Raw genomic sequence first — 13694 nt, 5'->3', positions numbered from 1 at the left:
TTCGTCCGGCGAGACTTTACCTTCGGGAAAAAAAGAGTAGAGTGGCGCGCCCCGGCAGTCACCCCTCCGTTATTTATGCCTCGCGCTTTACCTTCGTCATCCTCCGCAGCTCGTTCCGGTTCTTCACGTCTGCCCATGCGCGTTGCGCTATGGCTGCTCGACAGCCCGCGCCTGGGACAAACGCCCAGCGTAAAGCGCATCGCCGGCAACCTGCTCAAGCAGCCCGCGCGCAAAGGTTGCGTGCAGGCGCAAAGCCGCCTGGGCCAGCTGCTCTGCCGCGACTGCGGCAACACTCGCGACCGTCGTATCGGTTATGAACTACTGCGCCAGGCCGCTCGTGCCGGCGACCGTGGTGCCCAGCTGGAGCTGGAGCGCCTGTCACGCTGAGTGCGTGCTAGCCCCCGTGTGAATCGCCGGCTGGGTATACTGCTCGGCGGTCCAACATGGAGCGTCTATGCCAATCGATCCTCTTTCTCTTGCCATCGGTGCGGTCGTCGCGCTGGTCCCGCTGTTGGCGGCGCTCTGGTCATTGCAACGCCGGCTGACGCGCGAACAAGGCGAGCAGGCGCTGCTGCAGGAACGGCTGGAGCATGCCCAGCTGAGCCAGGCCGGTCTGCTGGCGCAACTCGATGCCTGCCGTGCAGAACTGGCCGAGGTCAGCGAGATCAAGGTGGACCAGCAGACCGAGCTGGCCGGCCTGCGCCGTGAAAACGAACTGCTGCAGCAGGAACGGCAGATCGCCCGCGAGGCCGCGCAATCCTGGAACCAGCAGCGCGAGCGCCACGAAGCCGAGCTACGCCGTCTGACCGCAGAATGTGCGGCGCTGGCAGCTGAGCTGCAGGAAAACCGCGATAACCAGCAGCAGCGTCTCGATGACCTGCAGGGCGCGCGCAATGAGCTGCGCGCGCAGTTCTCCGAATTGGCGACGAAGATTTTCGACGAGCGCGAGCAGCGTTTCGCCGAGACCAGTCAGCAGCGCCTCGGTCAGTTGCTCGACCCGCTCAAGGAGCGTATCCAGGCGTTCGAGAAGCGCGTCGACGAAAGTTATCAACAAGAGGCGCGTGAACGCTTTTCCCTGAGCAAGGAGCTGGAGCGCCTGCAGCAGCTCAACCAGCGCCTGGGCGACGAGGCGACCAACCTCACGCTTGCTCTCAAGGGGCAGAAGACCCAAGGCAACTGGGGCGAGCTGGTGCTGGAGCGTGTGCTGGAGCATGCCGGCCTGGAGAAGGGACGCGAATACCAGACCCAGGTCAGCCTCAAGGGCGCTGGCGGTGAGCGCTTCCAGCCTGACGTGCTGATCCGTCTGCCAGGCGACAAGCAGGTGATCGTCGACGCCAAGGTCAGCCTCAGTGCCTACCAGCAGTACGTCTCGGCGGTGGACGAGCCGATTCGCCAGCAGGCGCTCAAGCAACACCTGATTTCCCTGCGCAGCCACCTCAAGGGCCTGTCCGGCAAGGACTACCAGCGCCTCGAAGGCTTGCACAGCCTGGATTTCGTCCTGCTCTTCGTGCCCATCGAAGCCGCGTTCGCCACGGCGCTGCAGGCCGAACCGGACCTGTTCCAGGAAGCCTTCGCGCAGCAGGTGGTGATCGTCAGCCCGACCACCTTGCTGGCGACCCTGCGGGTGATCGACAGCCTCTGGCGCCAGGAGCGCCAGGGGCAGAACGCGCGCGAGATCGCCGAGCGCGCCGGCCAGCTGTACGACAAGTTCGTGGCCTTCGTCGCCGATCTGGATGAGATGGGCAGTCGCCTGCAGCAGTTGGACAAGGCCTACGCCAGCGCGCGCAACAAACTGGTCGACGGCCGCGGCAATCTCGTTGGCCGTGTGGAAAACCTCAAGTTGCTCGGCGCCCGCGCGAGCAAGAGTTTGCCTGCCGATCTGCTCGAACGTTCTTCCGATTTGCCGGCGCTGGACGAGTTGGGCGAGTAAGCCACAGCCAGTCGTAAAGAGTAGGGCGGGTGCAACCCGCCGTTAATGTGCTGGCGGGCTGCATTCGCCTTACAAGCGCAAAGGGCCGGCGACCTTGTAAAAACGGCGGGTGCTTGCTAACCGCGCAACACCAGATGACGACTGAGCAGGGCGCGCAGCGCAGCCGGCTTGACCGGCTTGGGCAGGTAGTCGAGGCCGGCGGCATGCACCTCGGCGACCAGCTCCGGGCGGCCGTCGGCGCTGATCACCACGCCGGGCACGGGCTCGCCCAGGCGGGTGCGTAGCCAGGCCATCAGCTCGGTGCCGGTCTCGCCTTCGTCCAGGTGGTAGTCGACCAGGGCCAACTGCGGGTGCACGTCCTCGCTGAGCAGGTGTTCGCACTCCAGACGGTTGCGCGCTGTCCACACCTGGCAGCCCCAGCGCGACAGCAGGCTGTGCATGCCGGTGAGGATGCTGTCCTCGTTGTCGATGCAGATCACCTGGGTGCCTTGCAGCGGCTGGCCGTCAACAGCGGATACGGCCGGGCCTTGCGGCTTCGGCGCCGGTTTCCTCGCCAGCGGCACGCTGACGCTGAACACGCTGCCCTTGCCTGGCCAGGAGCGCACCTCCAGGCGATGGCCGAGCACGCGGCACAGGCCGTCGGCAATCGCCAGACCCAGCCCCAGGCCTTTCTCGGCGCGGGTCTGGTGGCTGTCCAGGCGTTTGAATTCCTCGAAGATCACCTTGCGCTTGTCCTCGGGGATGCCCATGCCGCGGTCCCACACTTCCAGACGCAATTGCTCGCCCTCGCGGCGTACGCCCAGCACCACGCGGCCCTTGGCGTAGCGAAACGCGTTGGTCAGGAAGTTCTGCAACACCCGGCGCAGCAGCTTGATGTCGCTGTCGATCCAGTGCCGACTGCCATGCACGCGCAGGTCGATGCCCTGTTCCGCAGCCAGCACACCGAACTCGGCGGCTAGGGTGTCGAACAGGTTGGAGAGGGCGAAGGGGTGGCGATCCGGCGTGATCCGCCCGTTCTCCAGACGTGAGATATCCAGCAGGTCGGTGATCAGGTCTTCCGCTGAGCGCAGCGAGCTGTCCAGGTGCCGGACCAGCTCTTGCGCTTCGCTGGGCAACGCATCGTCCTGATGGGCCAGCGCTGCGGAGAACAGGCGCGCAGCATTGAGGGGCTGCATCAGGTCATGGCTGACCGCCGCCAGGAAGCGCGTCTTCGACTGGTTGGCGGCCTCGGCGTGGGCCTTGGCCTCGGTCAGCGCCTGGTTCAGTTTCGACAGCTCAAAGGTACGCTCGGCCACCCGCCGCTCCAGGCTCTCGTTGGCATCCTTGAGGGCGCGCTCGGCTTCGCGGAATTCGGTGATGTCGGTGAAGCTCATGACGAAGCCGCCGCCCGGCATGGGATTGCCGATCAGCTCGATCACCCGGCCGTTGGGGAATACCCGTTCATAGCTGTGCGCAGTGCCCTGGCGCATCCAGTACAGGCGCTTGGCGACGTTCTCTTCGACGTTGCCGCCACCGAGCATGCCACGCTCGGCGTTGAAGCGGATGATCTCGGCAATCGGCCGCCCCACGTAAATCAGGCCTTCGGGATACTCGAACAATTCCAGGTAGCGATGGTTCCAGGCCACCAGGCGCAGGTTCTGGTCGACCACGCTGATGCCCTGGGTAATGTTCTCGATCGCGCCCTGCAGCAGGGCACGGTTGAACTGCAGCACCTCGCTGGCCTCGTCGACGATGCGCACCACATCCTCGACCTGCATCTCGCGGCCTTCGATGGCGGCCTTGACCACCGCACGGGTGCTCGAGGCGCCTAGCACGCCGGCGAGCAGGCGCTCGGTGTGGGCGATCCATTCGCTGTTGGCCGGCTGGTTGGGATCGAAGGCCTTGTTCTTGCCTTGGCGCAGGGCGAAGCGGGTGAAACTCTGGCGCGCACGCTCCTCGCCAACGAAGCGGCTGGAGAGCATCAGCAGGTCACCGACCTGCACCGCCAGCAGGCTGCGGCCGCTGGGCTTGGTGCCCAGATCGTGGCCGATGAAGCGCCCGGCCTGCCAGTGCTCGGAAACGCGGGTTCGGGAGAACCAGGACACCCAGGCGAACAACAGCATGTTGCCGGCCAGCGACAGCACCACGCCGCGCGTCAGCGGGTCGACCTGCAGGCCGATGGGGGCGTAGAGCAGGGCGGTGAGGCCGGGGAAGCTGTCCAGCGACCAGCCCATGCCGCGTGCCGCCAGCGGCAGCACCAGGGTGTAGAACCAGAGCATGGCGCCGACGATCAGGCCGGCGAACACGCCGCGGCGATTGGCCTGCTTCCACACCAGGGCGCCGAACATGGCCGGCGCCAGCTGGCCGATGGCGGCGAACGACACCTGGCCGATGGTCGCCAGGCTGGTGCCCTCGCCAAGCAGGCGATAGCAGACGTAGGCCAGCAGCAGAATCAGCACGATGCTGACCCGGCGGGCGGTGAGCATCCAATGGCGAAACGCCTCGAACGGCCGCTCGGTGCTCTGCCGGCGCAGCAGCCAGGGCAGCAGCATGTCGTTGGAAATCATGGTCGATAGCGCCACCGAGGCGACGATCACCATGCCAGTGGCCGCCGAGGCGCCGCCGATGAAGGCCAGTACCGCCAGCCCCGGATGGGCCTCGGCCAGCGGCAGGCTGATGACGAAGGAGTCCGGCGTGATGCCGGCCGGCAGCAGCATCTGCCCGGCCAGGGCGATGGGCACGACGAACAGCACGGCCAGCACCAGGTAGGCGGGAAACACCCAACGTGCCAGGCGCAGGTCCTTGGGCTCGATATTCTCCACCACGGTGACGTGGAACTGCCGTGGCAGGCAGACGATGGCGATCATGGCCATGCCGGTCTGCACCAGCATCGCCGGCCAGTTCACCGCCTCGTTCCAGAAGTCGTCCAGCTCGGCAGTATTGTGTGCCTGCTGCAGCAGGTCGTTGAAACCGTTGTACAGGCCGAAGGTGACGAAGGCGCCGACGGCAAGGAAGGCCAGCAGCTTGACCAGCGATTCGAAGGCGATGGCCAGCACCATGCCGCGGTGGTGCTCGGTGACATCGAGGTTGCGCGTGCCGAACAGGATGGTGAACAGCGCCAGTGCCAGCGACACGATCAGAGCGGTGTCCTGGGCGCTGGTGCCGGTGTCCTGGGCGTGTTCGCCAATCAACAGGTTGACTCCGAGTACGATGCCCTTGAGCTGCAGGGCGATGTAGGGCAGCACGCCGACCAGGCAGATCAGTGCGACGACGATGGCCAGCGACTGCGACTTGCCGTAGCGCGCGGCGATGAAGTCGGCGATCGAGGTGATGTTCTCCTGTTTGCTGATCATCACCATCTTCTGCAGCACCCAGGGCATGGTCAGCAGCAGGATGATCGGGCCGAGGTAGATCGGCAGGAACGACCACAGTTGTTCGGCAGCCTGGCCGACGGCACCGAAGAAGGTCCAACTGGTGCAATACACCGCCAGCGACAGCGAATATACCCACGCGCGGACTTTCGGCGGCATGGGCGCACTGCGGCGGTCGCCATAGAAGGCGATGGCGAAAAGGATGGCCATGTAGATCAGGGCGACCGCGGCGATCAGCCCGGGGGACAGCGACATGCAGACTCCGAAACACGCAGTGGAACGAAACAGGACGAAACGATGTTGATCAGTGTTGCACAAAGCCGGACGCTGTCGGCTGCGACCAAGGTCGCAGCCAGGCAGCTGTGCTTTGCGACGGGACTCGATTGTGCAGCAGCGCAGGGGCTGATAGCGTGGTCGGTTTGCGATTCTGCCCAAGGACGGACCCGAGGAAGCCCCTATGTTCAAGCCGCAACTGGTGACGTTGCAACGTGGCGCTTTGCGCCTGGAACCGCTCTCCGATGCGGACATCCCCGCCCTGGTAGCACTGGCTGAGGCCAATCGCGAGGAGCTGCTGTACATGAGCGGTACCCAGCGCCTGGACTGGTACCGCAGCGCCCTGGCCGATCTGCGCGAGCAGCGCGCGCTACCTTTCGTTATTCGCCTGGGTGACGAGCTGGTGGGCACCACCCGCTTCGCCGATTTCATGAACGCCCTGCCGGCCTGCGAAATCGGCTGGACCTGGCTCGATCGCAATCAGCATGGCAGCGGCCTGAACACCACCATCAAGTACCTTATGCTCAGGCATGCCTTCGACAACTGGGGCATGGTCCGCGTACAGCTGAAAACCGCCGCCAGCAACCAGCGTTCGCAACGCGCCATCGAGAAACTGGGCGCCGTCCGTGAAGGTCTGCTGCGCAACCATCGTCGGCTGGCCGATGGCCGTCTCGACGATACCGTGCTGTACAGCATCACCGATCAGGAATGGCCGGCGCTGCGAGAGGCGATGGAGGCGGGCTTCGGCGCCTGAGCTGCATGCAAATTCGCGAGCAGACCCGCTTCTGGCAAGCTCCCGCATTGAGCGGAGTCGAGCTGTTGCAGGCGCGCTACCTGGAACAACGCTTCGCGCCTCATGTGCATGAGGGCTTCGTTTTCACCGTGATCGAGCACGGTGCCCAGCGCTTTCATCACCGTGGCAGCGACCACCTGGCACCGCAGGGCAGCATGGTGCTGATCAACCCGGACGAAGTGCACACCGGCTCCAAGGCGCATGACGACGGCTGGCGCTATCGCGGCTTCTATCCGGGTAATGATCAGGTGCTGGGTGCGCTGCAGGAGCTGGGCCTGGCCAGGGCGGGCATGCCGTCGTTTTCCTTCAGCGTGCTGCATGATCCGCAGTTGCACAGCGCCTTCCTGCAACTGCATCGCCTGCTCGAGGACGGCGCTGAAGCACTGCAGCAGCAACTAGCCTGGCGTGAGGCGATTCTGCTGCTGTTCCAGCGTCATGCACGGCTGGCCGAACCGCCTGCGCCCGGGCGCGAGCCCTGGGCCGTGGCCTGTGCCAAGCAGATGCTCGCCGACCGCCTGATCGAGCCACCTTCCCTGGAAGAGCTGGCGGCTGCGGTCAATCTCTCACCCTTTCATTTCGCCCGGGTGTTTCGCCGTGCGACCGGGCTGCCGCCGCATGCCTGGCTCAAGCAACGTCGTCTGGAACAGGCGCGTGCGTTGCTCAGGACCGGCTGCACGGCGGTCGCCGTGGCCATGCAGCTGGGCTTTGCCGACCAGAGCCACCTGTCGCGACAGTTCAAGCAGGCCTACGGCGTCAGCCCTGGCGAGTATCGCAGCGCCGTGGCGCGCAACTGACAGCAGCGAAAACCAGACGTAAAAAAGCCGGCGCTCCTTACGGAGGCGCCGGCTTTTTCAGCCCGCTGCGTCGATCAGAATTCGTGATCGGCGGTGTCCGGGTTCAGGTCGCCGATGCCCAGCTTGCCCGCGGCCTGCTCGATGGCGCCAGTCTGCTTGACCAGGGCGGCGATGGCGTCACGCACCAGTTGCTGGCCTTCGGCGTTATCGGCCGCGATCAGCTGATCGAAGTGCACGTTGTTCTTCTCGGCGCTGTCGACCAGTGCCTGCAGCTTGGCTTCGGTTTCCTGCAGGTCGGCCTTGAGCGTGGCATCGGCCTGGGAGTCGGCCTTGGCGACCAGCTCGGACAGGCTCGGACCGGTCAGGGTAGTGCCGTCGGCTTTCTTGTATTCGCCCAGGTAAACGTTGCGAATGCCTTTGCCGTTGTAGAAGTGCGAGTTGTGGGTGTTGTCGCTGAAGCAGTCATGCTCGTCTTCGGTGGAGTTGGCCTCCAGCGCCACCTTCATGCGCTCGCCAGCCAGCTCGCCGAGCGACAGGCTGCCCATGCCGAACAGCATCTTGCGCAGGCCGTTCTCGCCCGAATCGGCGACCAGTTCGCTGCGGTAGTTGCCTTCCACGCCGTCCTTCCACTGCTCGACCATTTCCTCCAGATCGCTGACCAGCAGGTCGGTGGCGGCTTTCAGGTAGGTGCGGCGACGCTCGTTGTGGCCACCGGTGGCGCCTTCGCCGACCAGGTAGTCGGTGTAGGGGCGTTCGCCAGCACCTGGCTCGGTACCGTTCAGGTCCTGGCCCCAGAGCAGAAACTCGATCGCGTGGTAGCCGGTGGCGACGTTGGCTTCGGAGCCGCCCAGTTCGTTCAGGCTGGCCAGCAGCTCGCCGTTGATCTCGCTGACGTCGATCTTGTCTTCGCCGACCTGGATCTCGGTGTTGGCGATGATGTTGGCCTGCGCGCCCGGGTTGCCCAGTGCGTGCTGGTAATCTTCGGCGACGTAGTCGATCAGGCCTTCATCCAGCGGCCAGGCATTGAGCTGACCTTCCCACTCGTCGACCACCGGGTTGCCGAAACGGAACACTTCGGTCTGCATGTACGGCACGCGCGCAGCCAGCCAGGCTTCGCGGGCGGCTTTCAGGGTCGCCTCGCTGGGGGCGGCGAGCAGCGCATCGACTGCAGCCTGCAGGTCTTTGCCAGTGCTGGCGGCGTCGCTGAACACGGCCAGGGCCAGATCGGCGTAGTGATTGACCACGGCCTTTGCCGCTGCTTCGTCGACCTTCGCGGCAGTGGCCGGAGCCGCGCTCTCGGTGGCGGCGGCAGGCGCTGCAGCCTGGGTGGCGGGAGCTTTGTCTTCGCCGCAGCCAGCGAGGGAAATGGCGATGGCCAGCAGGCTGGCCGAAGCCAGGGGCATACGAATCATGGCGGGGTCCTTTGCATGTACGAATGTGGACGGTACGCAGGCGTACCTGAAAAAGCCGCGACATAATGCAAATGTTTCGCATTATGTGTAAAGGCCATTATTTGCCCTTGTGCGGGATATCGCTGCCACATGTCGTTCCTGTCGCTAGAATGCCGACACCTGATTCGCAGTTCTGCATGGAGAAAACTGCATGAGCCTGACCGCCGTGATCGTTATCGTCGTCCTCGTCCTGCTCGGCGCCTACGCGGTGTCCCTGTATAACGGCCTGGTGCGCCTCAAGCATGGCGTGAGCAAGGCCTGGTCGAACATCGACGTGCTGCTCAAGCAGCGCCACGACGAACTGCCTAAGCTGGTGGAGACCTGCAAGCAGTACATGCAATACGAAGGCTCGACCCTGGAGCGCGTGATCGCCGCGCGTAGCGCCGTAGCCAGCGCCCGCGAGCAGCAGGACGTCAGCGCCCTGGGCAAGGCCGAGAGTGGCCTGCGTGCCGGCCTCGGCCAGCTGTTCGCCCTGGCCGAGAACTACCCGGAGCTCAAAGCCAACGACAGCTTCCAGCACCTGCAGCAGCGCATCAGCGGCCTGGAGAACGGCATCGCCGATCGCCGCGAGCTGTACAACGAGGCGGTCAACCTCAACAACGTGCGCATCGAGCAGTTCCCCGATGTGATCGTTGCGCGCATGTTCAACTTCCAGGCTGCCGACTTGCTGGTGTTCAGCGAGGCGGAGAAGGCAGACGTAGATCTGAAATCGTTATTCAACTGAGCGCCTGCCGATGTTGCAAGCCGACCCTATTGGCTTCTTCACGACACTGGCCTTTACCCTTGGCGCCTGCCTCGGCGGCGCCTGGTGGTTCTTGCGGCGTTGGTCGCAGGCGCGTCATCTGCTCGATACGCCCACCTCGAAGATCCGCTCGGCGGCGCAGGGTTATGTCGAACTCTATGGTGTGCTCGAAGCGCTGCCGGACATGCCGGTTCGCGGGCCGCTGACCGGCAAACCGTGCCTGTGGTGGCGCTTTCGTATCGAGGAATACCGCTCCAGCGGCAAGAAGCGCAGCTGGCGGGTGATCGAGAGTGGTGCCAGTGACGCCTGGCTGCGCCTGGTCGACGGCACCGGCGAATGCCTGATCGACCCGCGCGGTGCCGAGATCAAAGCGGCGGTGCGCGAGGTGTGGGAGGGCAATCTGCGCCACCCGCTGGGCCCGGCCAAGACCGGGCTGTTCGGCTTTCTTACCAGTGGCCAGCGTTATCGCTACAGCGAGGAGCGCTTTCACGTTGGCCAGCCGCTGTATGCCATTGGCGATTTTCGCACCCTCGGCGCTGCGCAGCAGGGATTCGACAGGCATGCCGCTCAGGGTGAAGTGATCCGCGAATGGAAGGGCGACTACGCAGGCCTGCTGCGGCGCTTCGACAGCGACGGCAACGGTGAGCTCGATGAGCAGGAATGGAATCGCGTACGCCTGGCTGCGCAGCTGGAGGCCGAGGATCGCCACCGGCAGAAAGCCTCCGAGCCGGCGCGGCACCAGATGGCCAAGCCCGGTGAACGTCAGCCGTTCATCCTCTCCAACAGCGGGGAGGACGAACTGGCGCGCAATTTCTATTGGCAGGCTGCCGGTGGTGCCGTGTTGTGCCTGGCAGGCGCCTTGGCCACGGCCTGGTTATTGGGTGTGCAGCACTTCTAGAAAGACGCAACCTGAGCGCTCAATGCTCGTCCATCGTCTTCCGTTTAGTGGTGAGGGGTCAGGGGAACTTGCGAACACGCGCCGCCGGGTTTCTGGAACGCTGCAGGCAGATAGGGTGTTCTTGGGAGCGACTTGTCCGCGAATTGGACTGGCTCTGTAGAAAGGCTTCGCGGACAAGTCCGCTCCCACCGTCGGGCAGGCGCTGTTGCCGGAAACGCCCCCAGCCCCTTGAACGAACAAGCCCGCCGATATGGCGTAATTCCGTTCACACAAGAAGCGCTCGAAGGCGGTCAGTGTAGTACGCCTCAGAGCGTGGCCGGGTTGGCGGCCGAGCTCAGGCGTCTTGCCTGCTTGAGGAACAGGGTCAGCTCGCGCGCCGGTAGCGGCTTGCTGTACAGATAGCCCTGACCCTCGTGGCAGCCCTGGGCGATGATGTAGGCCTCCTGTTCGGCGGTTTCCACGCCCTCGGCGATGACCTGCATGCCCAGGCTCTTGCCCAGCTGGATGATGGCGCGAACGATGGTTGCGTCGTCCTCGTCTTCGAGCAGGTCCTGCACGAAGCTCTTGTCGATCTTGATCTTGTCCAGCGGCAAACTCTTCAGGTAGCTCAGCGAGGAATAGCCGGTACCGAAGTCATCGATGGCGATCAGTGCACCGGAGCGACGCAGGCTGAGCAGGTGCTGGGCGGCAGTGCTGATGTCTTCCATCAGGCCGGTCTCGGTGACTTCCAGTTCGAGGCTCCTGGGCGGCAGGCGGTAGACCTGCATCAGGTTGTTGACCACGCGCGGCAGCTCGGCATGGTGCAGCTGCACGGTGGACAGGTTGATGGCCATGCGCAGGTCGCTGAAGCCTTGGTCGTGCCATTCGCGCAGCTGGCGGCAGGTCTGATCGAGAATCCACTCGCCGATAGGGATGATGGTGCCGTTCTGCTCGGCCAGAGGGATGAACAGGTCCGGCGCGACGAAGCCATGCTGCGGATGCTGCCAGCGCAGCAGCGCTTCGACGCCAACCACGCGGTGGTCGCGATAATCCACCTGCGGCTGGTAGACCAGGTGCAGCTGGTTCTGCGCCAGGGCATCGCGCAGATCCTTCTCCAGCTCGCGGCGGCGGCGCATCTCGCTGTCGACGCTGGCGATGTAGAACTGGTAGCGGTTGCGCGAGCGGCTCTTGGCCAGGGTCATGGTCTGTTCGGCTTTTTGCAGTAGCTTCTCGGTGCTGTCGCCGTCTTCCGGGAACAGGGTGATGCCGATGGTGGCGCGCAGGCGCACTTCGTGCTGATCGAGCAAAAAGGGCAGTTCCAGATCGTCGAGCACGCTCTGCGCCAGTTCGGCGGCTTCGTAAGGCTGCTCGATGTCGGCCTGAACCAGGGCGAACTGGTCGCCGCCCAGGCGGGCCAGCGCGCCGAGACGCCCGCTGTGGCTGCGCAGGCGATCGGAGAGGGCGAGCAGCAACTGATCGCCGCTCTGGTAGCTGAACTGTTCGTTGATGCCCTTGAAGTCGTCGAGGCCGACGCACAGGACGGCGACGCGGCGCTGCAGGCGGCCGGCGTCTTCGAGAATCTGGTCGAGCTGCTGCTGCAGTTGCTGGCGGTTGGGCAGCCCGGTGAGGAAATCGTACTGGGCCATGCGCAGCAGGCTATTCTCGGCTTCGCGACGCAGGTGGGTGTTGCGTTCGATCGAGGCCAGCAACTGGTTGGCGGTGTTGATCCACAGGCCCAGCTCGTTCTTCTCGTTGCCCTTGAGCATCGGCAGCTTGTGTTCGCTGGGTCGGTCGGGATTGATGCTGGTGAGGTGTTCGATGATCTTCGACAGCGGCTTGGTCAGCAGCCAGTGGTAGACCAGATAGAGCACCAGGCCCATGGCCATGGCGCGCAGCACGCCGGAGATGAAGATGATCACCGAGTTGGTGACGAAACTCTCGCCGTAGGGCGCCGTGTCGAGGGTGATGTTGAGGTCGCCGTAGTATTCGCTGTAAGGACCGCGGCCGACCAGCTTGGTAGCGAACTGCTGTTCCTGACCGAGGATCGGGTCGGTCAGCCAGCGCGTGGGCATTTGTGCCAGCTCGCGCGAGCGCTCGGCGAGCATCGGCTCGTTGGGGTGACCAATGGAGGCGTAGCGCACCGACTCGTGCTGGAACAGGCCCTCGATCACCTGCATGCCCATTTCACGGTCCAGGCTGTACACGGCCTGGGTCGATGGATCGCGAAACATGCCGAGAATGCGGTGAGCATCGTTCGCGACCGCCTGGCGTGTCTTGTAGGCATCGAAGACGATTTGCGCGCAGCTCAATACCACTCCGACCACCAGCGCGGAAAGCAGCACCACGCGGAGCAACTTGAGTGACAAGCTGTTCTTTAATTCCAGCTTCAAAGGCAATTCCTTGTGTCGATGCGTGCAGCGTCATTCAGACGAGAGTATTGGCAATCTAGCCCTAGCCGTCAAAGGGCCATCATGTCTGGTGGCACTTTTTATTCTATAAGGAATGTTCATGATGAGAGTCGGCGCTTCCAGGTCGATGCGTTGCCCTATGTCGGTGCGATTGCGCGAGACTTGAGCACCCTTTGTCGGATTGATGGAGCGCGGTGGCTGCTTTTGCGCCTGCTGCGGCCCGGCATGGACCGGCACTGGTTCATGGCTGAATCTACATCACTGGTGTGTCGAACGCACAGATCTGGCGGAGCCCGGCGCATCGCTTGCCCGAGACGCCGACCCAGGTACCAGACACGAAAAACCCGGCCATATGGGCCGGGTTTTTGCGTTACGGGGCTTGGACTCAGGCCGCGTAGTTCTGGGCGACGAAGTCCCAGTTGACCAGGTTCCAGAACGCCTCGACGTACTTCGGACGCAGGTTGCGGTAGTCGATGTAGTAGGCGTGTTCCCAGACGTCGCAGGTCAGCAGCGGGGTGTCGCCGCTGGTCAGCGGGCAGCCGGCGCCGATGGTGCTGGCCAGGGCCAGGGAACCGTCAGCTTTCTTCACCAGCCAGCCCCAGCCGGAACCGAAGGTGCCGATGGAGACCTTGCTGAACTCTTCCTTGAACTTGTCGAAGGAACCGAAGGCAGCGTTGATGGCGTCAGCCAGGGCGCCAGTGGGCTGGCCACCGCCGTTCGGCGACAGGCAATTCCAGTAGAAGGTGTGGTTCCACACCTGAGCGGCGTTGTTGAAGATGCCGCCCGAGGAAGTCTTGACGATCTCTTCCAGGCTCTTGCCTTCGAACTCGGTGCCCGGCACCAGGTTGTTCAGGTTCACGACGTAGGTGTTGTGGTGCTTGTCGTGGTGGAATTCGAGGGTCTCGGCGGAAATGTGCGGCTCGAGAGCATTCTTTTCGTAAGGCAGCGGCGGCAATTCAAAAGCCATGGTCTATCTCCTACTCAGGTCGTGTGCGGTATGCGCCAGGCCGATCACGGGCGGCCCGTGGAGGGCGTTCACAACTGCTGCGCTAGCGGCTTTGCAAACACCACTCGAA

Annotated in this window: 10 protein-coding genes; 6 read left to right on the top strand and 4 right to left on the bottom strand. The window is 64.1% G+C overall.

The window, feature by feature from the left end; genetic code table 11:
• Positions 1-135: 135 nt before the first annotated feature.
• Positions 136-387 (top strand): sel1 repeat family protein, encoded by a 252-nt coding sequence (locus P3C50_RS10050; RefSeq protein WP_013716752.1) that lies wholly within the window; start codon positions 136-138, stop codon positions 385-387.
• A 181-nt stretch (positions 388-568) separates the two neighbouring features.
• Positions 569-1930, top strand: coding sequence for a DNA recombination protein RmuC (gene rmuC / locus P3C50_RS10045; RefSeq protein ID WP_275546051.1), 1362 nt, complete (start codon positions 569-571; stop codon positions 1928-1930).
• 116 nt (positions 1931-2046) lie between these two features.
• Here the strand turns inward: rmuC and P3C50_RS10040 are convergent, their stop codons facing one another.
• Positions 2047-5535 (bottom strand): PAS domain-containing hybrid sensor histidine kinase/response regulator, encoded by a 3489-nt coding sequence (locus P3C50_RS10040; protein WP_275545894.1) that lies wholly within the window; start codon positions 5533-5535, stop codon positions 2047-2049.
• A gap of 202 nt (positions 5536-5737) precedes the next feature.
• On the opposite strand from P3C50_RS10040, the gene P3C50_RS10035 reads away from it, so the two are divergent.
• Both P3C50_RS10035 and P3C50_RS10030 read left to right on the top strand, forming a co-directional pair.
• A complete protein-coding gene (locus P3C50_RS10035) occupies positions 5738-6307 on the top strand; it encodes a GNAT family N-acetyltransferase (protein ID WP_275545893.1) in 570 nt (189 codons plus the stop codon).
• A 5-nt stretch (positions 6308-6312) separates the two neighbouring features.
• Complete coding sequence (locus tag P3C50_RS10030) at positions 6313-7140, top strand: AraC family transcriptional regulator (RefSeq protein ID WP_275545892.1); 828 nt, start codon at positions 6313-6315, stop codon at positions 7138-7140.
• A 74-nt stretch (positions 7141-7214) separates the two neighbouring features.
• On the opposite strand, the gene P3C50_RS10025 is transcribed toward P3C50_RS10030, so the two are convergent.
• Positions 7215-8552: an imelysin family protein gene (locus P3C50_RS10025; RefSeq protein WP_275545891.1), complete on the bottom strand. Its 1338-nt coding sequence runs from the start codon at positions 8550-8552 to the stop codon at positions 7215-7217.
• A 190-nt stretch (positions 8553-8742) separates the two neighbouring features.
• Here P3C50_RS10025 and P3C50_RS10020 point away from each other — a divergent pair, with 190 nt between their 5' ends.
• Positions 8743-9315, top strand: coding sequence for a LemA family protein (locus P3C50_RS10020; RefSeq protein ID WP_197856250.1), 573 nt, complete (start codon positions 8743-8745; stop codon positions 9313-9315).
• Positions 9316-9325: 10 nt separating this feature from the next.
• Positions 9326-10231 carry a GIDE domain-containing protein gene (locus P3C50_RS10015; RefSeq protein ID WP_275545890.1) on the top strand — a complete coding sequence of 302 codons (906 nt, stop codon included), beginning with the start codon at positions 9326-9328 and terminating at the stop codon, positions 10229-10231.
• A 305-nt stretch (positions 10232-10536) separates the two neighbouring features.
• Here the strand turns inward: P3C50_RS10015 and P3C50_RS10010 are convergent, their stop codons facing one another.
• Positions 10537-12600: a putative bifunctional diguanylate cyclase/phosphodiesterase gene (locus P3C50_RS10010; protein WP_197856248.1), complete on the bottom strand. Its 2064-nt coding sequence runs from the start codon at positions 12598-12600 to the stop codon at positions 10537-10539.
• A 403-nt stretch (positions 12601-13003) separates the two neighbouring features.
• On the bottom strand, positions 13004-13585 hold the full coding sequence (locus tag P3C50_RS10005) for a superoxide dismutase (protein WP_003462535.1): 582 nt from the start codon (positions 13583-13585) through the stop codon (positions 13004-13006).
• Positions 13586-13694 lie beyond the last annotated feature (109 nt).

This window comes from Pseudomonas sp. Marseille-Q0931 (genome assembly GCF_940789645.1).
Taxonomy (GTDB): domain Bacteria; phylum Pseudomonadota; class Gammaproteobacteria; order Pseudomonadales; family Pseudomonadaceae; genus Aquipseudomonas.
Note: the sequence above shows the minus strand (reverse complement) of the source record. Positions and strands in the feature narration are given on the sequence as shown.

What these genes read in the sequence shown, in the direction of transcription:
- P3C50_RS10050 (WP_013716752.1), top strand. Translation starts at nt 136, where the DNA reads ATGCGCGTTGCGCTATGGCTGCTCGACAGCCCGCGCCTGGGACAAACG.
- P3C50_RS10040 (WP_275545894.1), bottom strand. Translation starts at nt 5,535, where the DNA reads ATGTCGCTGTCCCCCGGGCTGATCGCCGCGGTCGCCCTGATCTACATG.
- P3C50_RS10035 (WP_275545893.1), top strand. Translation starts at nt 5,738, where the DNA reads ATGTTCAAGCCGCAACTGGTGACGTTGCAACGTGGCGCTTTGCGCCTG.
- P3C50_RS10030 (WP_275545892.1), top strand. Translation starts at nt 6,313, where the DNA reads ATGCAAATTCGCGAGCAGACCCGCTTCTGGCAAGCTCCCGCATTGAGC.
- P3C50_RS10025 (WP_275545891.1), bottom strand. Translation starts at nt 8,552, where the DNA reads ATGATTCGTATGCCCCTGGCTTCGGCCAGCCTGCTGGCCATCGCCATT.
- P3C50_RS10020 (WP_197856250.1), top strand. Translation starts at nt 8,743, where the DNA reads ATGAGCCTGACCGCCGTGATCGTTATCGTCGTCCTCGTCCTGCTCGGC.
- P3C50_RS10015 (WP_275545890.1), top strand. Translation starts at nt 9,326, where the DNA reads ATGTTGCAAGCCGACCCTATTGGCTTCTTCACGACACTGGCCTTTACC.
- P3C50_RS10005 (WP_003462535.1), bottom strand. Translation starts at nt 13,585, where the DNA reads ATGGCTTTTGAATTGCCGCCGCTGCCTTACGAAAAGAATGCTCTCGAG.